Source organism: Polaromonas sp., assembly GCF_029945685.1.
Lineage (GTDB): Bacteria > Pseudomonadota > Gammaproteobacteria > Burkholderiales > Burkholderiaceae_C > Polaromonas.
Genome location: NZ_JAQSDA010000005.1, coordinates 20,878 through 45,272 on the forward strand (window position 1 = coordinate 20,878; position 24,395 = coordinate 45,272).

At 65.4% G+C, this 24,395-nt stretch carries 25 protein-coding genes, 1 pseudogene and 1 riboswitch; of the genes and pseudogenes, 14 read left to right on the forward strand and 12 right to left on the reverse strand.

The features are described from left to right. Positions 1–60 precede the first annotated feature (60 nt). On the forward strand, positions 61–1,044 hold the full coding sequence (locus PSV26_RS02290; protein ID WP_300567184.1) for a LysR family transcriptional regulator: 984 nt from the start codon (positions 61–63) through the stop codon (positions 1,042–1,044). A gap of 17 nt (positions 1,045–1,061) precedes the next feature. Next, positions 1,062–1,511 carry a DUF2214 family protein gene (locus tag PSV26_RS02295; RefSeq protein WP_300567187.1) on the forward strand — a complete coding sequence of 150 codons (450 nt, stop codon included), beginning with the start codon at positions 1,062–1,064 and terminating at the stop codon, positions 1,509–1,511. Between the two features lie 8 nt (positions 1,512–1,519). On the opposite strand, the gene PSV26_RS02300 is transcribed toward PSV26_RS02295, so the two are convergent. After that, positions 1,520–2,827, reverse strand: a complete 1,308-nt coding sequence (locus PSV26_RS02300; RefSeq protein WP_300567190.1) for a D-amino acid dehydrogenase — start codon at positions 2,825–2,827, stop codon at positions 1,520–1,522. Between the two features lie 216 nt (positions 2,828–3,043). Beyond that, positions 3,044–3,136, reverse strand: a riboswitch (glycine riboswitch). A gap of 60 nt (positions 3,137–3,196) precedes the next feature. Here PSV26_RS02300 and argS point away from each other — a divergent pair. The 8 genes from argS to PSV26_RS02340 all read left to right on the forward strand — a co-directional run bounded on the left by argS (position 3,197) and on the right by PSV26_RS02340 (position 11,453). Then, positions 3,197–4,873, forward strand: a complete 1,677-nt coding sequence (argS, locus tag PSV26_RS02305) for an arginine--tRNA ligase (protein ID WP_300567192.1) — start codon at positions 3,197–3,199, stop codon at positions 4,871–4,873. Positions 4,874–4,889: 16 nt separating this feature from the next. Then, entirely contained in the window at positions 4,890–5,552 is a 663-nt protein-coding gene (locus tag PSV26_RS02310; RefSeq protein WP_300567195.1) for an SPOR domain-containing protein, read from the forward strand. A gap of 63 nt (positions 5,553–5,615) precedes the next feature. Next, a complete protein-coding gene (locus PSV26_RS02315; protein ID WP_300519982.1) occupies positions 5,616–6,269 on the forward strand; it encodes a thiol:disulfide interchange protein DsbA/DsbL in 654 nt (217 codons plus the stop codon). 157 nt (positions 6,270–6,426) lie between these two features. Beyond that, positions 6,427–7,053, forward strand: a complete 627-nt coding sequence (lptA, locus tag PSV26_RS02320; protein ID WP_300567197.1) for a lipopolysaccharide transport periplasmic protein LptA — start codon at positions 6,427–6,429, stop codon at positions 7,051–7,053. A gap of 10 nt (positions 7,054–7,063) precedes the next feature. Beyond that, positions 7,064–7,831: an LPS export ABC transporter ATP-binding protein gene (gene lptB, locus PSV26_RS02325; RefSeq protein ID WP_300519976.1), complete on the forward strand. Its 768-nt coding sequence runs from the start codon at positions 7,064–7,066 to the stop codon at positions 7,829–7,831. A 142-nt stretch (positions 7,832–7,973) separates the two neighbouring features. After that, positions 7,974–9,512, forward strand: a complete 1,539-nt coding sequence (locus tag PSV26_RS02330) for an RNA polymerase factor sigma-54 (RefSeq protein ID WP_300567200.1) — start codon at positions 7,974–7,976, stop codon at positions 9,510–9,512. Between the two features lie 76 nt (positions 9,513–9,588). After that, positions 9,589–11,001, forward strand: coding sequence for a THUMP domain-containing protein (locus tag PSV26_RS02335; RefSeq protein ID WP_300567202.1), 1,413 nt, complete (start codon positions 9,589–9,591; stop codon positions 10,999–11,001). A gap of 11 nt (positions 11,002–11,012) precedes the next feature. Continuing rightward, positions 11,013–11,453, forward strand: coding sequence for a putative toxin-antitoxin system toxin component, PIN family (locus PSV26_RS02340; RefSeq protein WP_300519968.1), 441 nt, complete (start codon positions 11,013–11,015; stop codon positions 11,451–11,453). A 37-nt stretch (positions 11,454–11,490) separates the two neighbouring features. On the opposite strand, the gene PSV26_RS02345 is transcribed toward PSV26_RS02340, so the two are convergent. Beyond that, entirely contained in the window at positions 11,491–12,720 is a 1,230-nt protein-coding gene (locus PSV26_RS02345) for a serine hydrolase (protein ID WP_300519965.1), read from the reverse strand. Between the two features lie 175 nt (positions 12,721–12,895). On the opposite strand from PSV26_RS02345, the gene PSV26_RS02350 reads away from it, so the two are divergent. Further along, positions 12,896–13,723 (forward strand): UPF0149 family protein, encoded by an 828-nt coding sequence (locus PSV26_RS02350; RefSeq protein ID WP_300567205.1) that lies wholly within the window; start codon positions 12,896–12,898, stop codon positions 13,721–13,723. Between the two features lie 138 nt (positions 13,724–13,861). Here PSV26_RS02350 and PSV26_RS02355 read toward each other — a convergent pair whose 3' ends face one another. The 7 genes and pseudogenes from PSV26_RS02355 to PSV26_RS02385 all read right to left on the reverse strand — a co-directional run bounded on the left by PSV26_RS02355 (position 13,862) and on the right by PSV26_RS02385 (position 18,653). Beyond that, a complete protein-coding gene (locus tag PSV26_RS02355) occupies positions 13,862–14,437 on the reverse strand; it encodes a hypothetical protein (RefSeq protein WP_300567208.1) in 576 nt (191 codons plus the stop codon). An 87-nt stretch (positions 14,438–14,524) separates the two neighbouring features. Next, the gene (locus tag PSV26_RS02360; RefSeq protein WP_300567210.1) at positions 14,525–14,959 is read right to left on the reverse strand and encodes a hypothetical protein; all 435 of its coding nucleotides are present in this window, start codon (positions 14,957–14,959) and stop codon (positions 14,525–14,527) included. Between the two features lie 314 nt (positions 14,960–15,273). Then, positions 15,274–15,759 (reverse strand): annotated as a pseudogene (locus PSV26_RS02365) (GNAT family N-acetyltransferase). After that, complete coding sequence (locus PSV26_RS02370) at positions 15,756–16,730, reverse strand: alpha/beta fold hydrolase (RefSeq protein ID WP_300567213.1); 975 nt, start codon at positions 16,728–16,730, stop codon at positions 15,756–15,758. The pseudogene PSV26_RS02365 and the gene PSV26_RS02370 overlap by 4 nt, the downstream one beginning before the upstream one ends. Before the next feature lie 26 nt (positions 16,731–16,756). Then, positions 16,757–17,233 carry an OsmC family protein gene (locus PSV26_RS02375; protein WP_300519938.1) on the reverse strand — a complete coding sequence of 159 codons (477 nt, stop codon included), beginning with the start codon at positions 17,231–17,233 and terminating at the stop codon, positions 16,757–16,759. A gap of 5 nt (positions 17,234–17,238) precedes the next feature. Next, positions 17,239–18,150, reverse strand: coding sequence for an alpha/beta hydrolase (locus tag PSV26_RS02380; RefSeq protein WP_300567215.1), 912 nt, complete (start codon positions 18,148–18,150; stop codon positions 17,239–17,241). Between the two features lie 2 nt (positions 18,151–18,152). After that, complete coding sequence (locus tag PSV26_RS02385) at positions 18,153–18,653, reverse strand: nuclear transport factor 2 family protein (RefSeq protein ID WP_300567217.1); 501 nt, start codon at positions 18,651–18,653, stop codon at positions 18,153–18,155. 154 nt (positions 18,654–18,807) lie between these two features. Here PSV26_RS02385 and PSV26_RS02390 point away from each other — a divergent pair, with 154 nt between their 5' ends. Continuing rightward, positions 18,808–19,791 (forward strand): LLM class flavin-dependent oxidoreductase, encoded by a 984-nt coding sequence (locus tag PSV26_RS02390; protein WP_300519930.1) that lies wholly within the window; start codon positions 18,808–18,810, stop codon positions 19,789–19,791. Between the two features lie 201 nt (positions 19,792–19,992). On the opposite strand, the gene PSV26_RS02395 is transcribed toward PSV26_RS02390, so the two are convergent. Both PSV26_RS02395 and PSV26_RS02400 read right to left on the reverse strand, forming a co-directional pair. Next, positions 19,993–20,430, reverse strand: a complete 438-nt coding sequence (locus PSV26_RS02395; RefSeq protein WP_300567220.1) for an FKBP-type peptidyl-prolyl cis-trans isomerase — start codon at positions 20,428–20,430, stop codon at positions 19,993–19,995. 279 nt (positions 20,431–20,709) lie between these two features. Next, positions 20,710–21,438: a hypothetical protein gene (locus PSV26_RS02400; protein WP_300567223.1), complete on the reverse strand. Its 729-nt coding sequence runs from the start codon at positions 21,436–21,438 to the stop codon at positions 20,710–20,712. Between the two features lie 82 nt (positions 21,439–21,520). Between PSV26_RS02400 and PSV26_RS02405 the strand changes: the two genes are divergently transcribed. Both PSV26_RS02405 and arsA read left to right on the forward strand, forming a co-directional pair. After that, positions 21,521–21,724, forward strand: coding sequence for a hypothetical protein (locus PSV26_RS02405; protein ID WP_300519923.1), 204 nt, complete (start codon positions 21,521–21,523; stop codon positions 21,722–21,724). Continuing rightward, on the forward strand, positions 21,721–23,514 hold the full coding sequence (arsA, locus tag PSV26_RS02410; RefSeq protein ID WP_300567226.1) for an arsenical pump-driving ATPase: 1,794 nt from the start codon (positions 21,721–21,723) through the stop codon (positions 23,512–23,514). The genes PSV26_RS02405 and arsA overlap by 4 nt, the downstream gene beginning before the upstream one ends. Here arsA and PSV26_RS02415 read toward each other — a convergent pair. Continuing rightward, entirely contained in the window at positions 23,511–24,395 is an 885-nt protein-coding gene (locus tag PSV26_RS02415; protein ID WP_300567229.1) for a LysR family transcriptional regulator, read from the reverse strand. The two genes, arsA and PSV26_RS02415, sit on opposite strands and share 4 nt — an antisense overlap.

Consider the following 24,395-nt stretch of genomic DNA (forward strand, 5'->3'; position numbering starts at 1 on the left):
GCGGCGCAATAAAGACCTTTCGCACCCCATTTCCACCTTTTGTGCCCATAATCGCCGGCCATGAGCAAACTCAAACAGATGGAGTCTTTCGTCTCGGTGGCCACGCGCGGCAGCCTGACGGCGGCGGCCAACGCCGAGGGCGTGGCGCCGGCCATCATGGGGCGCCGGCTTGATGCGCTGGAAGAACGGCTGGGCGTCAAGCTGCTGGTGCGCACCACGCGGCGAATCTCGCTGACCCACGAGGGCAGCGCCTTTCTGGAAGATTGCCAGCGCCTGCTGATCGACGTGGCCAATGCCGAGGCCAGCGTGTCGGCCGGCGGGGTCAAGGCCAGCGGCCATCTGCGCATCACCGCGCCGGCAGGCTTCGGGCGCCGCCATGTGGCGCCGCTGGTGCCGCTGTTTCGCCAATCGCATGCCGACGTCACGATTTCGCTGAACCTCAGCGACCGCGTGGTCGATCTGGCGGGCGAAGGCTTTGACTGCGCGGTGCGTGTGGGTGACCTGCCCGACTCCTCGCTGGTCAGCGTGCGCATGGCCGACAACCGGCGCCTGTGTGTGGCCACGCCGGGCTATCTGCAGCGCCACGGCACACCGCAGCACCCCACCGAACTCGCAAAATTTGACTGCCTGACGCTGTCCAGCGACGCGTCCCAGACGCGGGGCTGGGCATTTCGCATTCCCCGCAACGCCCCGGGGCGGCCCCAGGAAGCCGCCCCGACGGACGCGGCAGGTGAGGGCGACTACGAGGTCATTCATCTCAAACCGGGTGGCCCGCTCGACTGCTCCGACGGCCAGGTGCTGCACGACTGGTGCATGGCCGGTTACGGCATTGCCTGGCGCAGCACGTGGGAAGTCGAGGCCGAAATTGCCGCCGGCAAACTGGTGGCGGTGCTGCAGGACTTTGACGCGCCGCCCAACGGGATTTACGCGGTGTTTCCGCAGCGCAAGCACCTGCCGCTGCGCGTGCGGCTGTGGATAGACTTCCTCAAGCACAATTACGGCGAGCCGGCGTTCTGGACCGCCCAGCGCACAGCGCCCCCCTGAAAGCACCGCGAGAACCCATGACCCTCGAAGCCCTGCTCGCCTACGCCCACATCCTGGCCATCCTGACCATGGTGGTCTTTCTTGCCAGCGAGGCCGCCCTTTGCCGCAACGAGTGGCTCAATGCCGCCGTGGTCGAGCGTCTGGGCAAGATCGACCTGATCTACGCCGTGTCGGCGGGTGCCGTCTTGCTGACAGGCCTGCTGCGCGTGTTCCTGGGCGTCAAGGGCGCGGGCTGGTACGGCAGCAATCCGCTGCTTTACGTCAAACTGGGCCTGTTCGTGGTTATTGCACTGCTGTCCATCCAGCCCACGCGGCTGTTTGCCCGCTGGCGCCGGGAGTTGCGCGCCACCGGCCGCCTGCCCGATGCCAGCCAGGTCACGCAGGCGCGCAAGCGGGTGATGGTGCAGGCCCATCTGCTGCCGCTGATCCCGCTGGCCGCGGTATTTCTGGCGCGCGGTTTCGGTTAAGCGCTCTCTCAGGTCCGCACGGCCGCTGGCCTGCCCAGCGACACCAGCCTGCGCGGCTGCGCCAGGCCGGTGAAGGCAAAGTCCACCTCGGGTACCCGTCCGCTGACGATGTCGGCAATCGCCGCTCCCGAGCCACAGGCATGGGTCCAGCCCAGGGTGCCGTGTCCGGTATTGAGGAACAGGTTGCGGGTGTTCGAGGCGCCGATGTAGGGCACGTTGGAAGGCGTGGCCGGCCGCAGCCCGGTCCAGTACCGCGCATTTTTTCCGTCCGTCATGTCCGGGAACAGCTGGCGCACACGCCGCACAATCGCTTCGCAGCGCACCAGGTTCAGGTCGGTGTTGTAGCCGCCCAGCTCGGCCGTGCCGGCGATCCGCAGCCGGTTGCCCAGGCGAGAAAACACCAGCTTGTACTCATCGTCGGTCAGTGAAACGTTGAACGACGCCGCTTCATTGATCACCGGCAAGGTGACCGAATAACCCTTGGCCGGATAGATGCGCAGCGTCTGCCCGAGCAGCCTCGCCCACTGCGTGCTGTACGCGCCCAGGCACATCACATAGGCGTCGGATGGGACCTCACTCACCATGCCGTCGGCATTGGCGATCTGGACACTGAGCAGGGCGTCGCCTTCCCTGCGCGCGCCGACGATGCGGGTGTTGTACAGAAACTCCACCCCGGCCGAGGCGCACAGGGCGGCCAGTCTGGCGGTGAACTGGTGGGCATCGCCCGACTCGTCGCTGGACGTCATGCTGCCGCCTACCAGCTGGCCGCGGCTGGCGGCCAGCGCGGGTTCGATGGCCACGCATTCGTCCGGCGTCTTCATGTCCAGCTCGCAGCCGTATTCGCGCATCAGCGCGGCGGGCGCCTGCGCATCGGCATACTCTTTCTCACTGGTGTAGAAGTGCAGGATGCCTTCGGTCTTCTGCAGGTAGTCGATGCCGGTGGCGGCCCGCAGCTGCTGCAGCGTGGCTCGGCTGTACAGGCCCAGGTTCACCATCTGTTTGATGTTGTGCCGGGTGCGGCCCGGTGTGCACTGGCGCAGGAAGTCCAGTCCCCATAACCATTGGTTCAGGTCAGGGCGCAGGCGAAACAGCAGCGGCGCGTCTTCACGCATCAGCCACTTCAACACCTTCAGCGGTGCGCCGGGGTTGGCCCAGGGTTCGGCATGGCTGACCGAGACCTGGCCGCCGTTGGCAAAACTGGTTTCCAGCCCGGCGCCGGGCTGGCGGTCGATGACGGTGACATCGTGGCCGGCCTGGCGCAGAAACCAGGCCGAAGCAATACCGGTGACGCCGGCACCCAAAACAGTGACTTTCATGAAAACTCCAGGGAGAAAAGGTCGGTAGCCCTTGCCGGGTGTGCGCGAGCAGCTATGAAATAGATAGCATTTCAAGGCGGCAGCAAACACCCGTCAAGGTGCCGCTCCCACTGTCCTTGGTACCTGAGAGATTCAACCTGCAGCGCATTCGGCGCTGGGCAGGTTTTGCTCCTTCGGTGGTCACCGCGTTGCGCGGCGACTCTCTCCAGATTCGGCATGTTTCATTCAATACGGGAGCCTGAGCGATCATGGGAGATTGCGCCTTCGGCGGTCTGCGCCGGGACGCAAACACTCTCTTGAATGAAAACGCATTTTGCCACGACTGGGGACGAATGCGGCATCGATGGCGCGCGCCCTTAAAATCAGCCCATGCTCCTAGTCAAACAAGAATTGCTCGCGGTCCTGGCCGCTGAGCTGGAAAAGCTGTCCCCCGGTGCCGGCCAGAAGGCCGCTTTCGAGTCGCCCAAGGTCGCCGCCCACGGCGACTTCGCCTCCACCGCCGCCATGCAGCTGGCCAAACCGCTCAAGCTCAACCCGCGCCAGCTCGCCGAGAACCTGCGTGAGTCCCTGCTGGCGGCGCCGGCTTACCAGCGCTGGGTCGATGCGGTGGAAATCGCCGGGCCGGGCTTCATCAACTTCCGTCTCAAGCCGGCGGCCAAGCAGGAAACCGTGCGCGAGGTGTTGACGGCGGCCGGCCAGTTCGGCGTCAAGCCAGTGGACAGGGCGCGCCGCGTGGTGGTCGAGTTTGTCTCGGCCAACCCGACCGGGCCGCTGCACGTGGGCCACGGGCGGCAGGCGGCGCTGGGCGACGCGATCTGCAACCTGTTTGCAACCCAGGGCTGGGACGTGTACCGCGAGTTCTATTACAACGACGCCGGTGTGCAGATCCATACGCTGGCCACCAGCACGCAGGCACGCGCCAAGGGCCTCAAGCCGGGTGATGCGCTCTGGCCCGAGCCGGCCTACAACGGCGACTACATCGACGACATCGCCCGTGACTTCATCGCTAAAAAGACGGTGCGCTCCGACGACCGCGAGTTCACCGCTTCGGGCGACATCGAGGACCTGGACGCGATCCGCCAGTTTGCCGTGGCCTACCTGCGCCACGAGCAGGACCTGGACCTCAAGGCCTTTGCCGTCGGCTTCGACAACTACTACCTCGAGTCCAGCCTGTACAGCTCGGGCCGGGTCGAGGCCACCGTGGCCAGGCTGAAACAAGCCGGAAAGACCTACGAGCAGGACGGCGCGCTCTGGCTGAAGTCCACCGACTACGGTGACGACAAAGACCGCGTGATGAAAAAGAGCGACGGCAGCTACACCTACTTCGTGCCCGACGTGGCCTACCACCTGGCCAAGTGGGAGCGCGGTTTCACGCGCGCCATCAACATCCAGGGCATGGACCACCACGGCACCATCGCCCGCGTGCGTGCCGGCCTGCAGGCCGCCGGCGCCGGCGTTCCCGAGGGTTATCCGGACTACGTGCTGCACACCATGGTGCGCGTGATGCGCCACGGCGAGGAAGTGAAGATTTCCAAACGTGCCGGCAGTTATGTCACCCTGCGCGACCTGGTCGAGTGGACCAGCAAGGACGCGGTGCGCTTTTTCCTGCTCAGCCGCAAGCCCGACACCGAGTATGTGTTTGACATCGATCTGGCCCTGGCCAAGAACAACGAAAACCCGGTGTATTACGTGCAATACGCGCACGCCCGCATCTGCTCCGTGCTGGCGGCCTGGGGCGGTGATGTCGCCACGCTCAAGGGCATGGACCTGTCCGCGCTCGACAGCCCGCAGGCGCAGGCCCTGATGCTGCTGATGGCCAGATACCCCGACATGCTGGCCAACGCCGCCACCGGCTTTGCGCCGCATGACGTGGCTTTTTACCTGCGCGAGCTCGCTGCCAGCTACCACAGCTACTACGATGCCGAGCGGATTCTGGTCGACGATGAAGTGGTCAAGCTGGCGCGCCTGGCACTTGTCGCCGCCACCGCTCAGGTGTTGCACAATGGCCTCAAGGTGCTGGGCGTTGACGCCCCGCAGAAGATGTAAACCAGAGCCTGACACCATGACCCGTAACCCTTTCATCAAGCCAACCGGCCAAGGCATGAACACACAACGAGGCGGGACCCTGCTGGGTCTCATTATTGGTGCGCTGATCGGCCTGGCCGCTGCCTTGGCGGTGGCGGTCTACATCACCAAGGTGCCTGTGCCCTTCATGAACAAGGGCCAGTCGCGCAGCCCCGACCATGACGCGGCCGAAGCCAAGAAGAACCGCGACTGGGATCCCAATGCTCCGCTGTACGGCAAAAACCCCGCCAAGCCGTCCGCGGCTTCGGGCGGGCCGGTGACCGACGTCACCCCGCAGAAGCCGGCGGCGTCGCCCGTCGCCCCCGCCGAGCCGGCCGCCAAGACTGCAAAACCCGCCGCCGACCCGATTGGTGACCTGGCCAAGGCCAAGCTGGCCGCGCCCGCCGCCACCCCGGGGGCCGACCCTTTCAATTATTTTGTGCAAGTCGGTGCTTTTCGCACCCCCGAAGACGCCGAACAGCAGCGCGCCAAGATTTCGCTGATGGGCCTGGAAGCCAGGGTGACCGAGCGTGAGCAGTCCGGCCGCACCGTCTACCGGGTGCGCCTCGGGCCTTTCGACAGGAAGGACGATGCCGACAAGGCCAAGGAACGGCTTGACGGGAGCGGCATCGAAACCGCCCTGGTTCGCGTCCAGCGCTGAACTTTCTGCCGCCAGGGTATCCAACCTTCTCGCACCTCGCCAGAACCAACGGAGAAAAAACTGATGCAACGACGTGAATTTTCGATAACCACCGCCTCGGTGGCGGCTGCCGCCTCGCTGGGCGCCCTGAGTACCCCTGCACTGGCCCAGGCGCTGGCGCCGCGCGCGGGCACCGACTTTCTGGTCCTGGACAAACCGGCCCCGGTCGAGGCGCCTGCCGGCAAGGTCGAAGTGGTGGAGTTTTTCTGGTACAGCTGCCCGCACTGCAACAGTTTTGAGCCGGCACTGGACGAGTGGATCAAGAAAGCGCCGAAAGACGTGGCCGTCCGCCGCGTGCCGATCGCTTTCCGTCCCGATTTCGAGCCGCAGCAGCGCCTTTATTACGTGCTCGAGGCCATGAACAAGGTCGACGAACTGCACAAGAAGGTGTTTTACGCCATCCATGTGGAAAAACAGATGCTCAACACGCCGGACCTGATTGCGGCCTGGGTTGAAAAGCAGGGCATCAACAAGGCGAAGTTTCTCGAGACCTACAACTCGTTTTCTGTGGCGACCAAGGCGCGCAAGGCGACCCAGCTGCAGGATGCCTACAAGATCGACGGCGTTCCCGCACTGGGCGTGGCCGGGCGTTATTTCACTTCCGGGTCGATGGCACAGACCATGTCGCGCGCGCTGCTGGTCACTGACTACCTGATTGCCCAGGTCCGCAAGGGCTGAAGTCATATCTGCCTGGCCGCGGCCAGAGGGCTTCGGACCCCTGGCAGCAAGCACCACCCGCCCCGAATGGGCGGGTTTTTTATGGGTGGGGCGGATTCCCCGGAGTTGCGTCGCTACAATGGGCCAACACCACCAAAGCAGCAAGATTCGTGCCTTTATGAACAAACCCGCCTGTGTACTGATGCTGGCCGCCGTCATCGCGGCTTTTCCGGTTGCGGCTGAAAAGGCCGACCGCGACAAGCCCATGAACGCCGAGGCCGACGCCCTGCGTTACGACGACCTCAAGCAGACCAGTGTTTTCACCGGCAATGTGGTCATCACCAAGGGGACCATCATTGTTCGTGGCGCCCGCGTCGATGTCCAGCAGGACCCCGAGGGTTACCAGAGCGCGATCGTGATTGCGGCGCCCGACAAGCTGGCCTACTACCGCAAGAAGCGCGAAGGTGTCGATGAATACATCGAGGGCGAGGGCGAAAGAATCGAATACGACAGCCGCGCCGACACCGTCAAGTTCATCAAGCGCGCCGTGCTGCGCCGTTACGTGGGTGCCACCCTGGCCGACGAAACCACCGGCGAGCTGATTATTTACGACAACCCGACCGACGTCTTCACCGTTGATGCCGGCGCCCAGACCAAGACCCCCAGCAACCCGACCGGGCGCGTCCGCGCCCTGCTGGCCCCGCGCAACACGGTCTCCGGCGCGGGTGCCCCGGCAGCGCCCGCACCCGCCGGGCCTTCTCCCTCCCTGCGACCCAGCACCACGCTGGGCAACGACAAGAAGTAACCAAACCCCCATGGATGTGTCCCCGGAAACCGCTCCCGCCAGTCGCCTGGTTGCCACCGGCCTGCAAAAATCGTACGGAAGCCGCCAGGTCGTCAGGGATGTCTCCCTCGCGGTAAAAAAAGGTGAAGTGGTTGGCCTGCTCGGTCCCAACGGGGCCGGCAAGACAACTTCGTTTTACATGATCGTCGGGCTGGTGCGCGCCGACGCCGGCGAGATCACCATCGACGGCGAGTCGATCGAGCACATGCCGATCCACAAGCGCTCGCGCCTGGGCCTGAGCTACCTGCCGCAGGAGGCTTCGATTTTCCGCAAACTCACGGTCGAGCAGAATGTACGCGCCGTGCTGGAGCTGCAGACCGACGACGCCGGCAAGCCGCTGGCTGCCGCGGTGCTCAACAAGCGCCTGGACGGCCTGCTGCAGGACCTGCGGGTCGACCACCTGCGCGACTCGCCGGCACCGGCGCTGTCCGGTGGCGAGCGTCGCCGCGTCGAGATTGCCCGCGCACTCGCCACGCAACCGCGCTTCATCCTGCTCGACGAGCCGTTTGCCGGCATCGACCCGATCGCGGTGATCGAGATCCAGCGCATCATCGGTTTCCTCAAGTCGCGCGGCATTGGCGTGCTGATCACCGACCACAACGTGCGCGAAACGCTGGGCATTTGTGACCACGCCTACATCATCAGCGACGGCCATGTGCTGGCCACGGGAACCCCTTCTGAAATTGTGAACAATGCTGACGTGCGGCGGGTCTACCTCGGCGAGCACTTCAAGATGTGATCACCTTGGCTCCCCCCCGTCGGAGGCTCACTTCGTGTAGCCCCTTCCCCCCTCAAGGGGGCTGCGCCTGCGGCCCGGCAAAGTCGGTTCCGCGGCCCATGCTTGAAAAATACATGCCACTTCCCGGGATGTTGGAGCTCTTGTGAAGCAGGGGTTGTCTCTTCGCGTTTCGCAGCATCTGGCGCTCACGCCCCAGCTGCAGCAGTCGATCCGCCTGCTGCAGCTGTCGACCCTGGAGCTGAGCCAGGAAGTCGAGCAGATGATCGACGAAAACCCGTTTCTGGAAGTGGCCGAGGAGGCCGCGCCGCGTGAGGATTTCGGCCTCGGCGCCGTCGACACCCCGGTCAGCCAGGAAACCCGCGAGTTTGAGTCCACGACGGATTCCATAGCAGTCGGCGCAGATGATTCGGGGGCTGCGGGCCAAAATGATTCAGAACCCAGCAGCGAGGCCAAACTCGAGGAAAGCTGGGAGGGCGACGGCAGTGTCGAGACCGCCCCCGACGACAACGAATGGGGCGGCGACGCCACGCCGCGCAAGAACAACAACAACGACGACAGCGATGTTGACGCCACCGAACTGGCGCGCAGCCAGGAGTCGCTGCAGGACCATCTGCACCGCCAGGCCCTGTCGCTGCGCCTGTCGCCGGAAGGCAAGGCCGCCCTGCATTTCCTGATCGAGTCGCTCAACGACGACGGCTACCTGGAAGACAGCCTGACTTCGCTGGCCGCCGGCCTGGCCGGCGACGACGTGGAGCAGCTTGAAGCGGTGGCGCATGAGTTCGCGGTCGCGCTCAAGCTGCTGCAACACATGGAGCCCGCCGGCGTCGGTGCGCGCAACCTCGCCGAGTGCCTCAGCCTGCAGTTGCTCGACTGCAAGAACAATGACGAGACCCGCGCCGCCATCGCGATCTGCCAGCAACCGATGGAGCTGCTGGCCAAGCGCGATGTCAAACGTCTGTCGCAGCTCTGCGGTTGTCCCGATGCGGTGATCAAGGGAGCGATCGGCCTGATCGGCCGGCTCGACCCGAAGCCGGGGCGGCGCTTTGTCAACGTCGAGCGCAACCTGATCGTGCCCGACGTGCTGGTGGTCAAGTCCGGCCGCGGCTTCAAGGTGTCGCTCAACAGCGAGGTGATGCCGCGCCTGCGCGTGCACGACATCTACGCCAACGCCCTCAAGCAGAACAAGGGCCAGGGCGGGCAGGCGCTGCAGCAGCGCCTGCAGGAGGCGCGCTGGTTCATCAAGAACATCCAGCAGCGCTTTGACACCATCCTGCGCGTGAGCAGCGCGATTGTCGAGCGGCAGAAGAATTTTTTCACCCACGGCGAGCTCGCCATGCGGCCGCTGGTGCTGCGCGAGATTGCCGACGAACTGGGCCTTCATGAATCGACGATTTCACGCGTGACCACCGCCAAGTACATGAGCACGCCCTTCGGTACCTTCGAGCTCAAGTATTTCTTCGGTTCGGCGCTCGGCACCGAAACCGGCGGCAATGCCTCCAGCACCGCGGTGCGCGCGCTGATCAAGCAGTTTGTCGCGTCCGAGAGCCTGAAAAAGCCGCTCAGTGACAACCAGATTTCCGAGATGCTCAAGGAGCAGGGCATCGAGTGCGCGCGCCGCACCGTCGCCAAGTACCGCGAAGCCCTGCGCATTGCGCCGGCCAATCTCCGAAAATCACTTTAATGATCCCCACTTTTTTCACTCCGTGTAATGCACTGCCCCCCGAGGGGGCGATGTCGCTTTGCGGCCCGGTGACGCCATGAACCAACTCCAATTGTTTTTGCCCTGCGCCGCCGGCGTTGAGGAATTTCTTGCCGCCGAGGTCAAACGCATCACCGGCAACACCGGCAAGGCCTGGCGCGCCGGCGTGCAGGTGACAGGCTCCTGGCGCGACGCGTTGCAGCTCAACCTGCACAGCCGGCTGGCCCAGCGCGTGCTGATCGAACTGCAGCACAACAGCTACCGCAGCGAGCAGGACCTGTACAACGCGGCCGCCGCCGTGGCCTGGGAGATCTGGTTCACGCCCAAGCAGACCTTCAAGGTCGAGATCACCGCGCAGCACAGCCCGCTGACCAGCCTGAACTTTGCCGCGCTGAAAATCAAGGACGCGATTGCCGACCGCTTTCGCGACAAATACGATGTGCGCCCCGACGTTGACACGCGCTGGCCCGATGTACGCGTCTACGTCCACCTGACCACTGACACCATCACGCTGTACATCGACACCTCGGGCGAGCCGCTGTTCAAGCGCGGCTGGCGCGAGGACAAGGGCGATGCGCCGCTCAAGGAAACTCTGGCCGCCGCCATGCTGGCCGCCAGCGGCTGGAGCGGGGAAAACGGCCTGTGCAGGCAGGGCGTGCCGCTGTACGACCCCTGCTGCGGCTCGGGCACCATCGTCATCGAGGCGGCGCAGATTGCCTGCAACATCGCCGCCGGCATGGGCCGGCATTTTGCGTTCGAGAAATTCGTGCCCTTCCAGCCCCACGTCTGGGAAGGCCTGCTGGACCAGGCCGAGCAGGCCATCACACCGCCTACCGCACCGGTCTTCGGCAGCGACGTCTCCTTCCGCATGGTGGACTTTGCCGAGCGCAATGCCGAACGCGCCGGTGTCGCGCACGCGGTGCAGGTGCGCGGCGGCGACGCCCTGCAGCGCATGCCGCCTGCGCCGGCGGGCGTGATGCTGGTGAACCCGCCCTACGGCGAGCGTATCGATGTGGCCGGCGTGGCCGGCATTCCCGCCCTGCAGGGCCGCGACCAGCGCCGCCAGCCAGGCGGCCAGGCGCCACACGACCACCGCCACCAGCCGATCGACGAGTTCGGCCAGCCCTTGAGCCGTGACGCTGGGGGCACCCGCGACAACCGCGACAACCGTGAAGAGCCCGCTTTCGAAACCTCGCGCGACCGCTCCGCCAACCCGGGCCGCGAGCAGGCCCTCAACGCCTGGGGCGAGGAAGCCTCCGACTTCTTTCCGCAGCTGGCCAGCCACTGGAAGAAAAACTACGCCGGCTGGACCGCCCATGTGCTGACGCCCGACATGAAGCTGCCGCAGAAGATGCGCCTCAAGGAGTCGCGCCGTGTGCCGATGTGGAACGGCCCCATCGAGTGCCGTCTCTTCCGTTTCGACATGGTGGCCGGCTCGGCGCGCGAGAAAAAGCCCGCCGCCACACCTTGAGCCCGACGGCCATGGACGCACAAGCGCAGGCCGGTGATTGCGTGGTGCTGGATACCAACATCGTGCTGGACCTGTTCGTTTTTGGCGACCTGGCGGCGCAGGCGCTCAAGAGCGCGGTCATCACTGGGCAGCTGCAATGGCTGGCCACCGAGGCCATGCGTGTCGAACTGGCGCGCGTGCTGGATTATCCGCAGGTCGCCAAGCGCATGACGCGCGACGGCCTGGCAGGCACGCAAGTGCTGCTGGCCTTCGACACCCATGCGCGCATCGTGGCCGCCGCCCCCAAGGCGCCGGTGACCTGCAGCGACGCCGACGACCAGATCTTCATCGACCTGGCCGTGGCGCACCAAGCCTGGTTGCTGAGCAAGGACCAGGCCGTGCTTTGCATGCGAAAAAGACTGCTGGCCCTTGATGTGCGTGCGCAATCAGCTATTGATTTGATAGCTATCTGAGGGCCGCCACGGGAGCGCACACGCAGGGAGAACGGTTTCAGCCCAGCGCCTCCACGACCGCACCGAAGAAGCTCGCAGGCTGAATCGGCAGGGTTCCTTTGGGTTTGGGCATGGCGCTCCACTGGGCGATGACCACCTGCCTTGTGGGGTGGATGTACAGGTACTGGCCAAAGATGCCGATGGCGAGATAAGCGCCCTGGTGCACCGCGCCGGCCGAGGCGGCCAGGGGCCACCACATATAGCCGTAGGGCGTCTCACTGTCCTGGATGCTGTTGCTGCAGGCCTCCTCGATCCAGTCCTGGGGCAGGATCTGCGTACCACCGGCCACGCCGCCGCCCAGCATGAACAGGCCAAAACGCGCGAAGTCGCGCAGACGTGCGCTCAGGCCGCTGCCCGCCACTTCCATTCCGCCGGGCGACTCCAGCCACCAGCTGGCATCGGCCTCCATGCCGAAGCGGGCCCAGATGCGTTCGGACAAATAACCGGACAGTGGCTGCCCGACCGCCGCGCGCAGCACGGCGCCGGCCACCTGGGTTTCGCCGGTGCTGTAATTCCATACCGAGCCCGGCGGGCCGGCGCGCGGCAACGCGGCCATGCAGTCCATGAGGGCGCCTGGGCGCTGGCTCAGTTGCGCTTCCAGCAGGCGGCGCCGGTCGGACTGGGGGTCGGTGTAGGTTTCATTCCAGCGCACGCCGGAGGTCATCTGCAGCACCTGCCGGATCGTCACGCCCTCATAGGCCGAGCCTGCCAGCGCCGGCACATAGGCACAGACCTGCTCGTCCAGGCTGCCGATGTGGCCGTCGTGGATGGCCGCACCGACCAGGGTGGCGGTGATGGACTTGGCCATGGACATGGAGGCCCAGCGTGTCTGCGCGGTATTGCCCAGCGCGTAATGCTCGAAGGCGACTTCACCATTCTGCAGGACCAGCAGGCCGCTGACGCGGTTCAGGGACAGGTAGTCGAACAGATCCCAGCGGTGGCCGCCGTCGTCGAAGCGGATCGCGGGCCAGGGTCGGGAACTCGTTGGCAAGGCATGGACCTTGGCACCGCGCGCCACGATGCGGGTGGGGAACAGACGGTCCACATGGCGAAGCGTGCTGACCTGCAGGTCGGGCAGCAAGGTGCCATCGTAAAGATCGCGGATGGAGCCGATGGCCTCCACGCCGGAAGCTGCGCCGACCACGGCTGCCTGGTCAGGCTTCGGGTGTTGCATCGAAGCCGCTGGCAGGTCGGAACGGACGGTGGCCGCAGCAGCAGGAGGCGTCATGCCGCGATGGCCGCCAGACTCGGCGCGAGGGCGGTGTGGCGGAGGGGGTACACCGCGTTGAAACGATCAAGCATGCAAGCCTTTGCAGTGGGGGTGGTCGGTGGCGGGGCCCGCCCGCCAGAGGGGGCTGCGGCTACACTGCCCATCATACGAGTTAAACCACCACGGACACCCCATGACAGACGCCGCCCCTCCTGCCGATTCGGCCTTCCCCGGCGCCCTGAGCCCCGAGGATTTCGAAACCCTGGACACCATCCTGGACGACCTGCGCCAGCGCGAGGAAGAAACGCCGCAGTGGGAGTTCTGCGAGGGTTTCATGGCTGCGCTGGCCTGCACGCGGCGCGAGATCGCGTCCGATGAATACATGGCCGTTCTGCTCGACTTCGAGGGTGCCGAAGACGAGGCGGCGGCCCGGCAGCTGTTTGCCAATGACGCGCAGCGCGACCAGTTCATGGACCTGTGGGAGCGCCGCTACCAGGACATCTGCCGCGCGCTGGACGCCGACGTGGAAAACCTGCAGGACGAGCGCGCGTTTTACCCGCAGGTCGGCGACATGCGCGGCATGCTGGCCCGGTTGCCCGAGGAAGAGCGCAAGGACATCGACATGGACAGCGTGCCCTCGTTCGCCCAGGTCTGGGCGCTGGGCTTCATGTACGCGGTCGAGTCCTGGCCCGACGAGTGGGCGCTCTCGCGCCAGGAAGCCAAGGACAAGCAGGCCGTCGAGGACCTCGACGCCGCGCTGGGCGCCATCATCGAGCTGACCGACGACGACCCGGGCCCGATGCAGGTGCCCATGCTCGGGGAAGACGCCGCGCCCAGTGCCAGCGAAGTGCGGCTCGAACAATTCGGCGAAGCCTTGTGGGCGGTGTACGACCTGCGCGGCTTCTGGCGCAGCTTTGGTGCCAAGGTGGCGACCATCCACAAAGAGGCCACGCCCGGCCGCAATGATTTGTGCCCCTGCGGTAGCGGCAAGAAATACAAGAAGTGCCACGGGGCGGGGTAACGTTTGGAGCCCGGGGCTTAGTTGCAGTGGGACGAAGAGCCCTTAGAGCAGGTTAATCAGGGCATCGTCCCGGCTCGCCCTCGCTAACAAAGAGATACATTCATCCGAGCTGAAATGGTTCGCGGGTTAATGTTCAAGTTAGGCTGAAATGCGCGGAAGAGCCTTGTGCTCCCATGTGTTCATCGCCTCAGTGAGCACCGCAAGCGCATCTCGTTCCGCGCCAGAACTGGTGCGGACCTTCGCGTGGATACGAACTTTCTGCGGATCTCGCACGTGGAGAGCGACTTCGGGGCCAGCAACCGTAATTTTTTCGATGGTTTCCTGCGGGGTGTCGAATCCCACACCCACAAGCTCTGCAAACTCACCAGAACGACTGGGCTCCAAAATGCCGTGCTTTGCTCGATTGGCAATATCTGCAACGTAAGCCAACGAACGACAGCTATTCGCAATGTCCTCCACCTCCTTCCCATCCAAGCCCTTCGCGGCAAAGCAAGCCTTCAGGTAGTCCTTGAGGCTCCAGGTCCAGATGAAGAGGTTGAGGAAGTCATCTTCTAGCTGCTCAGGTGCCTTGACGCCGATAGCACGAAAGCGAGTCGTGAAATCTGTGCCCTCAGCCTGATAGGAGGTCTCGTAGCCGCTTCCCGATGCATCCTGGACGGCGCAGAAGGCACGTTGGATGCGGCTTCGAATTGCATCGAGGTCGGCAGATGTCACTGTTTTGCGGCCTAATGTTTGACACGAGAGGCAGCGCCCGGCAAGCCGGGCGATGTCTTCCCGAGGGAAGGGTTGGACTTCATGCGGTTAGGACCACCGATGGTCTAGGTATTTGCGAACTTGCTCTGATTCAAGAAGGCTCAGGAATCGCAGGTTTTCAATTGCTCGATCAAGAACCGGATGCGCGCATTCTGCGGTGACAGTGATGTCTGACCCCTGGCGATAGTGCTTCAGTTCGTTCCGATAGTAGGCAAACACTTCGTGAAATTCACCGGACTTCCATTCCTCGTTGTGAATGACCCGTCCGGTTGCGACGCACTCATCAATGAGTGCTTGATGTGCGCTGACGCCGCCATGAAGCTTCACCATTTCGCCAAGAATCTCTTCTGACGCTCCTCCAAGGGTTATGGCGGAAATGGCGTCTCCTTCATCTAGAAGAAGCTGAATGGCTCGATCTAGCTGATGAAGCGCCAGCTCTTGCTTTGTGTAGCTCGGGAGTGAATCTAGGTCGATGTATTTCATAGCGTCCAACGAAACGTATGCCGCAAAACCGTGGCATCACTTGGCGGTTGCGGTTTGACCTAGGCATCAAAACCTCCTGCAAGTGGCGTAGTGGTTGGGTTTTACCGCAATACGCTGCAAATTAATACAGGGATAAAAAATTTGCGAAACACCGCAAATTTCCTTTTTACGCTTCCTGACGTGCCCGTCAGGCGAGTTCTATAGTCTTTTTGGCCTCCAGCCCAATGGAGACAGGCGCCAACAGCTATCTATTTTGTAGCGAATCAGAGCGGACCGCTGGAGGTCGCCGCCGCCATGTCGCGCAGCACCGGCGGTCAAACCTCACGCGAATAAACGATGAAGCCCAGGTGTTGGGCCACCTTGTCATAAAGCAGCCGGCCGGCGGCGTTGGTGGTGTGGGTTTGCCAGTACACCCGTTTGATGCCGGCGGCCTTCGCGCGCTCGTACACGCCTTCGATCAACGCGCGACCGACGCCCTGGCCGCGAGCGGCCGGATCGGTGAACAGGTCCTGCAGGTATCAGGTGAGTTCGATGCGGGTGGTGCTGCGGTGGTACAGGTAGTGGGTCAGCCCCAGCAACCGGCCTTCACTTTCGGCCACCAGCGCGAAGACGGGTTCGGCCGGATCAAAAAAGCGCTGCCAGGTGGTGTGCGTGATCTCCGGCGCGAGCGCGGTTTTGCCCTCGCGGCCGTAGAAGGCGTTGTAGCCGTCCCAGAGCGGCGTCCAGGCCGAGAGGTCGGTTTCCTGGAGCGGGCGAATGAGAACGCCAGGGGCCCTGTTGTCCCGGGTTGGGGGGGTCATTGGGCGGCTTTGCCTTCGTAAACGCGGGCAAGCAGCGATCCGAAAGCGGGCAGGCTGGCTGCCGGCGTTGGGCGAAGTACGCCCTGCTGTTGCAGAAGGGCGATCAGTTTTTTGGGTGCCACGCGTTTGTCGCCGACGATCTCGACATGGCCGGCAAGAACCACCACCCGCGTGGTGCGCGCGTCGGTTTCAATCTGTTCCTGACGCTGTTCGTCCAGGGAGAAAATATCGTCGTCCTCGACGCAGCGACCACCTTCCTCGCGCCGGCAGCTGCCGCGCTCGTCGGTGTCAATCTTGAGGTAGTGGGCGACCTGCCGGTCCAGGGCGCCAGGCTCGCGGATGAAGCGCGAGGAAAAAGTGATGTCGGCCCACTTGGGCCCGGTCGCGAGGTAGCAGCTCAGGGGCACAAAACCGAGCGTCAGCGGGTACAGCCAGCGCTTGCCGCAGGTCCGGGCCGCGGCGATACCGGCAAACGGGCCGGAGATGGTCACCAGACGCATATCGACAGCCCGGCCCGGCAGCGGCGCGAGCGAGGGAGATTCCGTCATCGCCCTGCGCGCAATCAGCGCGCCCTGGCTGTGGCCAATCACCGTGATCTGCGGCACCCGGGACAAGGTGGCAAGCTGCTGGAGGGATTGCTTGAGGTCCTCGGCAACTTCAGCGAGCCTGGCGCGGTCATCGTAGGTAAAACAGGCCGTCTGCTGGCCGTGAAAGGCCAGCACCTGGGCCAGGCCCCGAAACTGGCCCGAAGAGCCGAAGCAGCCATGCACCAGGATGTGGACCGGCTGGCTGGAATCGAGGCGCAGGCTGCGGTCCGGGCTGTCGGTGCAGGGGCCGAGGCCGGCAATGTTCAGGCTGACGTCCGGCGGCGGCAGGCGGCCCGGTTCGAGATCAGCGGGGTTGAGCGCTTCGCGCGAAGCGCAGCCGGCCAGCGCCCCGAGAAGGGTGATGAGAATGGCGATGTGTTTCATGGGGTCCCTTCCAGCATGGCGCCGGCTCATGCGAACGAACCGTACACCGGCTCGCAGCGCACCTCGGTCCTGACCGAGTTGGCGATGAAGCACGCATCGTGCGCCTCATGGTGCAGACTGTCCAGTTCTTCGCGCGTTGGCTGGCGCGCGCCGGAAAACTCCACGTCGGGCCGCAGCGTCACCAGGGTCATGGCCATTTTTCCGTCGGCATTTTTCTCCATGATGCCTTCCGCGGCGTCGAAATAACGGTCCACGCAGAATTTGCGTTTCGCCGCGATCGACAGAAACCACAACATGTGGCAGCTCGACAGCGAGGACACAAAGGCTTCCTCCGGATCCAGCGCCGAGGCGTCGGACATCGGCAGCGGCACCACATGCGGTGACGACGAGCCGGGGACCTCCAGGCCGCCGTCAAAACGCAGCAGGTGGCGGCGGCTGTAGCGGTTGCCCGCAAAGTCGCCTTCGTTGCGTAGCCATAAAACTTCAGCGGTGTAGTGCGCCATGATGTTTACCTGAAGAAAGTGTGCAGGGCGTGCGCCGTTTCCAGCGGCAGCTCTTCGGGAATGAAATGCCCGGCCGGCAGGGCCTGGCCGCTGACGATGCCGGCGCATTGCGCCTGCCAGAGGTCCAGCGGCTGGAACAGCTGCTGCACCACACCGCGCTCACCCCAGAGCACCTGGGTGTCGCAGGCGATCTTCTCGCCGCGCGCCCGGCTCTCGCGGTCATGCATCAGGTCGATGCCGGCGCTGGCGCGGTAGTTCTCGCAGGCGGCGTGAATGGCTTCGGGTGTGCAGAAGCAGCGTTCGTACTCGATCAGCGCCTCGGGTTCGATGTAACTCAGGCCGCGGCTGCCCCAGCCGCCCAGCTTGGCATGCAGGTAGGCCAGGGCGCAGCCGCCAATCATGGTTTCGGGCAGCGGGTTGGGCTGGATCAGGTGGAACCAGTGGTAATACGCGGTGGCAAAACGCATGTCGGTGGCGTTGTACATGTCCAGCGTGGGCGCAATGTCGATCAGGCACAGCTTGTCCACGCGCCCGGGGTGGTCCACGGCCAGGCGGTGCGCCACGCGGCCGCCGCGGTCGTGGCCGCACAGGTAGAAGTTGCTGCGGCCCAGCGCGTCCATCACGGCCACGGCGTCCTGGGCCATGTTGCGTTTGCTGTAGTTGCTGTGGTCGGGCAGGCCGGCCACCTTGGACGAGTCGCCGTAGCCGCGCAGGTCGGGCAGGACCAGGAAAAAATGCGCCTGCAGCGCCAGCACCACGCGGTGCCACATCACATGGCTTTGCGGAAAGCCGTGCAGCAGCAGCAGGGTCGGGCCGGCGGCATTGCCGCCGTAGCGGGCGAAGAGGGAGGTGCCGTTGACTTCGAAGTCGCGCGCTTCAAAACCCTCGAACCACAGATCGGGCAGGGTCGAGGCCATGTTCAGTGCCCGCCCTGTTTGCGGCGCGCCAGGTAGGTGTGCAGGTTGGCCGCCGCCGTGCGACGTACCTTGCTGCGCAGAAAGGGCGTCCAGCCCAGCAGCAGGCCTGGCGTGCCCAGCGCCTGGCGAGCCCAGGCCCAGAAGTCGAAGCGGTCACGATGGGTGGCAATCAGCCCCTGCGGCGTGAAGGTAAAGCGCCCGTCGATGATGTTGTGCACCATGCGCCCGGTGGCGCTGAAGCGGTAGTGCGCCTCCCAGTGCGCCTGGCCGGCGGCCGCGTCGGCTTGGATGCCGCTGTAGTCGAGTTTCCACACATCGCGCCCCTTGGCCCGGGTGGCGTCGCACAACATGTGCCACATGCCCGTGACCTGCTCGTGCCCGTGCAGCGAAAACGCCTCATCGTCAAAGGAAGCATCGGGTGCATAACACTGCGCCATGGTGTCCGGGTCCAGGCGCGCGAAGGCGCTGTAGAACTTCTCCAGGGTTTGCTCGTTGGGGTGCATAAACGCTTTCGGAAGAGAAGGAGCACAGACGGGATCAACCCGGGAAATCGTACACCGTCCGGGTGCGCCTGCGCAGCGACCTGTAACAGGCAACAGGCACCCCGGCGACAGGCCGGGCATTGATAATGCGCCAACGCGACCCATCTGCTCGACCATGATCCCTTTTTCCGTTCTGGACCTCTCCCCCATCGTGGAGGGCAGCGACGCCGCCCAGTCCCTGCGCAACACCCTGGACCTGGCGCAACACGCCGAACGCTGGGGTTTCCAGCGTTACTGGCTGGCCGAGCACCACGGCATGGCCGGCATTGCCAGTGCGGCCACGGCGGTCGTCATGGCGCATGTCGCCGGCGGGACGTCGCGCATCCGCGTCGGTGCCGGCGGCATCATGCTGCCCAACCATTCACCGCTGGTGATTGCCGAGCAGTTCGGCACCCTGGAATCGCTGTTTCCCGGCCGCATCGACCTCGGGCTGGGCCGGGCGCCGGGCTCCGACCAGGCAACGGCACGCGCGCTGCGGCGCGACCTGAATGCCGACCCCAACGAGTTTCCGCAGGACGTGGTCGAACTCATGCACTACTTCGAGCCGGTGTCCGAGGGCCAGCGCGTGCGCGCCGTGCCCGGTGCCGGCCTGAAGGTGCCGCTCTGGATTCTGGGCTCCAGCCTGTTCGGCGCGCAGCTGGCGGCCCAGCTCGGCCTGCCCTTTGCCTTTGCCTCGCACTTTGCGCCGGCGCAGATGATGCAGGCCATCGAGGTCTACCGCAGCCGCTTTCGCCCTTCCGAACAACTGGCGCGCCCTTATGTGATGCTGGGTTTCAACGTGTTTGCGGCCGACAGCGACGAGCAGGCGCAACTGCTGTCGTCGTCGATGCAGCAGGCCTTTGTCAACCTGCGCAGCGGCCGGCCGTCGCGCCTGCAGCCGCCGGTGGCCGGTTACGAAGAGCGTCTCACGCCGCCCGAGCGCGCCATTCTGGAGCAGACGCTGTCATGCTCGGCCATCGGCGCCCCGACGACAGTACGCCATGCGCTGGAGGCCTTCGTGGCCCGCACCGGCGCCGACGAACTGATGATCACCTCCCAGATCTTCGACCACAAGGCGCGCCTGCGCTCCTACGAGATCACGTCCGGCCTGCAGGACTAAGCGCACTTTCAAGAGTTGAAATGCAAGCCAGGGCCGCGGGTCCGGCTTTGCCGGTCCGCAGGCGCAGCGGCCCCCGAGGGGCTGGAGCCTACGGCTCCAAAGCTGCTTGAGCAGCTTTGGACAGGCGACAGAGGCGAAGCGTCTCGCGAGCCGCGGCCTGCAAGGCCTCGGGAGCTACACGAAGTGAGCGACCGTGGGGGCCTATTTCTTGACCGACAGGAGCTCGATCTCGAACTGCAAGGTGGCGTTAGGCGGAATCACGCCGCCGGCGCCGCGCGAGCCATAGGCAATCGCCGCCGGGCAGGTGAGTTTGGCCTTGCCTCCCACCTTCATTTTCTGCACGCCTTCGGTCCAGCAGGGGATCACGCGGTTCAGCGGAAATTCGGTCGGTTCGTTGCGTTTGTAAGAGCTGTCGAACTCCTTGCCGTCCGGAAAACTGCCGCGGTAGTGCACCTTGACCGTGTCGGTGGCGGCCGGGCTGGCGCCGCTACCGTCTTTCAGCGAGCGGTAGACCAGCCCGCTGGCCGTGACGGACGCGCCGGCTTCCTTGGCAGCCGCCGCCGCGGCCGCATCGGCTTGCGCCCAGGCGGCAGGCAGCACCCACAATGACAAAACGCTGGCACAGAGAATGGATCGCATGAGAATTCCTTGGGTGATGGTCAGAAAGGTCGTTACGGCATGTTAGCGCGCTGCAAGCAGTGACACGAAACGGGCAAGTGTGTGGGGTCTTCATACCAGCCAGGGCCGCGGGTCCGGCTCTGCCGACCCGCAGGCGCAGCGCCCCCCCCGGGGGGCAGGGCGCTACACGCAGTGAGCAACCATGGGGGCCCTGTTTTTCCGCAGGGCCGCCTCAGGGAAAAATGCGCCCCCTCGGGGGGACAGCGCAGTACGCGAAGAGACAAGCGTGGGGGCCAGGTTCTACCGCGGCGCATCCCGCAGCAAGTCCCGGTTGTCGTTCCACCACGGGTCGTTGACGCCCTCCAGCAGCTTGTCAAAAGCAAAAGCCTTCTGGCTGATCACCAGCCGGGCCGCGCAGCGCCGCACCGCGTGAAAGGACTCGTCCGTGCTGTCCAGCGGCGGGCAGCGGGCGCTGAGCTTCTGGTAGTAGTAGGGAGGCCAGGTGCCGGTGGTGTTGACCTCCTGCCCGGACAGCCAGAACACCCCTTGGCTGCGGCTGGCCATCCAGCGCTGGTACACCGATGCGGGCAGGCCCTGTTTGAGAAGGTAGTTGCGCAGGTCGGTGGGCGTCTTGTCCGGCGCGGAAGCCGGCGCTTGTTGCAGGCCGATCCGTCCGGCGGGCAACAGCCGCCAGGCGCCGGCCAGCCAGACGAGGGCGCAGGCGCCCGCGCAGTCGGTGGTGGCGACCGTGTGCGGGTACAGGGTCGCCAGGGTGTCGGCCAGCAGCAGGGCTTCCGTGGTGTCGCCGCCCGAAATGGCCAGCTCGACCCGCCCCAGGGCGTGCCAGGCGTCGGCCGGTTTGCGCCGCATCAGTTCGGTCAGGCGGGCAGTGTCGCCCGGCACCAGCTCGCCGCTGATGCGCAGGCTGCGGGCCACGCCGGCCAGGGGTCCGTCCGGGAAGGGGTTGCCGTAGCTGAATTCCAGCGCGTGGGCGCAAGGCAGGGCCCCCAGCAGGAGCAGCAGCAACATCTTTGCGGGGCCTTGCCCGCGGCCTGCCGCGCGGGGGCGGTGCCCGGGCGTCTGGAGCCAGCGTGGTATCAGCATTCAATCCTTGTCAAACCCGTCAGCCGCGCTGCGGGTGCTTCTGGCCAAAAAACAAAACGACTTTACACGTCCCGCCTCTGCGGTGCTGCAGGGCAAGGCCTACTTTACACAGCCCGCAAAAACCCTTCGCCGCGAAACCCTGGACGTCGCCGGCCTGGCGTTGATCTGCGGCAAGCCAGCCTGGCGCCCGTGTGTCATCCTGTCGCCATGAACAAAGTCACCGCATCTGCCCCGGGTTTTCTTTCTGCCGCCACGCGTTTTCTTTTTTTCACCGGCAAGGGCGGGGTGGGCAAGACCTCCTTGTCGGCCGCGTCGGCCATTGCACTGGCTGATGCAGGCCGGCGCGTGCTGCTGGTCAGCACCGATGCCGCTTCCAATCTCGACGAGATGCTGGGCGTGCCGCTACGCAACCAGCCGGTGGATGTGCCCGGCGTGCCGGGTCTTGCCGTGCTCAATATCGACCCCGACGCGGCCGCCGAGGCTTACCGCCTGCGCGTGCTCGCGCAGCTCGATGCCGGTGCCAGCGAGGACGAACGTGCCACCGTGCGTGAGCAGCTGTCCGGCGCCTGCACCACCGAGATTGCCGCGTTCGACGAATTTGCCGCCTTGCTGGCCCAGGAGGGCGATGGTTGGGACCACGTCATCTTCGACACCGCGCCCACCGGCCACACCTTGCGCCTGCTCAGTCTGCCCAAGGCCTGGAGCGGTTTTCTGGCCGGCAACGACCGCGGAGCCTCCTGCCTGGGCCCGCACTCGGGTCTGAAGATGCAGGAAACCCGCTTCAACGCCGCCCTGGCCGCGCTCGGCAACGCGGCCATCACCACCGTGGTGCTGGTGACGCGGCCCGACCCGCGCCCCATGCAGGAGGCCGCGCGCACCGCCGATGAGCTGCGCACCCTGGGGCTGTCCAATCAGCGCCTGGTGGTCAACGGCGTGTTTCACGCCACCGTGCATGCGGACGGCCAGGCCGACCCCACCGCCCGCGCCATGGAGGCGCTGGGCCTGCAAGCCATTACCCAAATGCCCGACGCGCTGGCGCGCCTGCCGCGCGACGAGGTGCCGCTGCGCGCCTTCGATACCGTGGGCCTGTCGGCGCTGCGTGCCTTGTTGGGGGTCGGTCCGATGCCGGCGACGGTACCCGATGCCGCAGCGGGCGTGGCCCCCTTGCCGGCCGAGCCGCTGTCGCGCCTGGCCGATGAACTGGCGGCCATGGGCCACGGCCTGATCATGGTGATGGGCAAGGGCGGCGTCGGCAAAACCACCATTGCCGCCGCACTGGCCGTGGGCCTGGTGCAACGCGGCCACAGCGTGCATCTGACCACCACCGACCCGGCCGCCCATGTGGCCCAGACGCTGAACGGCAGCCTGCCCAACTTGAAGGTCGGCCGCATCGACCCCAAAGCCGAGACCCAGGCCTACATCGCCAAAATCATGGCCACACGCGGCAAGGCACTCGACGAGCAGGGCCAGGCGCTGTTGCTGGAAGACCTGCAGTCGCCCTGCACCGAAGAGGTGGCGGTGTTTCATGCCTTCAGCCGCGTCGTCAACGAGGCGCGCAGCGCCTTTGTGGTGCTGGACACCGCGCCCACCGGCCACTCGCTTCTGCTGATGGACGCCACCGGCGCCTACCACCGGCAGATGATGCAGCAGTACGAGGGCAGCAACAACGCGGCGCACATCATCACGCCGCTCATGCGGCTGCAGGACGCGTCCATGACCCACGTCATCCTGGTGACCCTGCCCGAGGTCACGCCGGTGAGCCAGGCCGCGGCGCTGCAGGACGATTTGCGCCGCGCAAAAATCGAGCCCTGGGCCTGGGTCATCAACAAAAGTGTGGCCGCCACCGGCACCACCGACCCGTTGCTGCAGGCCCGCCTGGCCGGCGAGCACCGTCAGACCGCGCGTATTGCCGGCGGCCTGGCGCGCCGCACGTTTGTGTTGCCCTGGCTGGCCGAGCCGCCGGTGGGGGTGTCGGCCCTGGGTGCGCTGGCGGCGCCCTAAAGCGCCTTCGGCACCGCCTGGCTCAGGAAGTCATACACCGCACGAATGCGGCGGCTGGTGCGGATCTCGCGATGCACGGTGAGCCAGATCGGAATGGGCGGTACCTTGATCGTGGGCAGTACGGCGACGACGTCCCTGTCGGTGGCGGCGAGGTAGTCGGCGATGAAACCTATGCCGAGGCCGGCGCGCACAGCCTCCCAGTAGGCGATCAGGTCGTCGCAGCGAAATGCGAACGACTCGCGCGTCACCGGCAGGCCAAAACCCGTCATGCCCTTGAGGATGGCCTCGTCTCGGTCATTGCCCACCAGCTCGTGGTTCAGCAGCTCCTGCGGTTGCCGGGGCGTGCCGCGCCGGCGCAGGTAGTCGCGGTGTGCGTAGCAGCCCAGCGTGACCTTGGCAATGCGCTTGACCACCAGGCTCGCCTGCGCGGGCTGCACCATGCGCAGCGCGATGTCGGCCTCGCGCCGCAACAGGTTGCTGACCGCGTTGCTGGCCACCAGCTCGACCTGGATGTCGGGCAGGGCCAGGCGCATCTGCGCCAGGATGGGTGGCAGCACATAACAGGCGACCGGCTGGCTGGCGGTGATGCGCACCGTGCCCGAGATGCCGGGCTCCAGGCCCGACACGTTGCGTGCGAGCTCGTTGGCCGCACTGTCCATGGCGCGGGCCGATGCTGCCAGCTGCAGCGCTGTGGGCGTGGGCAACAGGCCGCGGCCGGTGCGTTCGAACAGCAACACGCCGAGCTGCGCCTCCAGCTCGGCGACGTGGCGGCCAATGGTGGGCTGGGTGGTGGACAGGACACGTGCCGCGCCCAGCAGGCTGCCCTGGTCCAGTGCCGCCAGGAAGGAGCGCACCAGGCGCCAGTCGAAGTTGTTATTCAT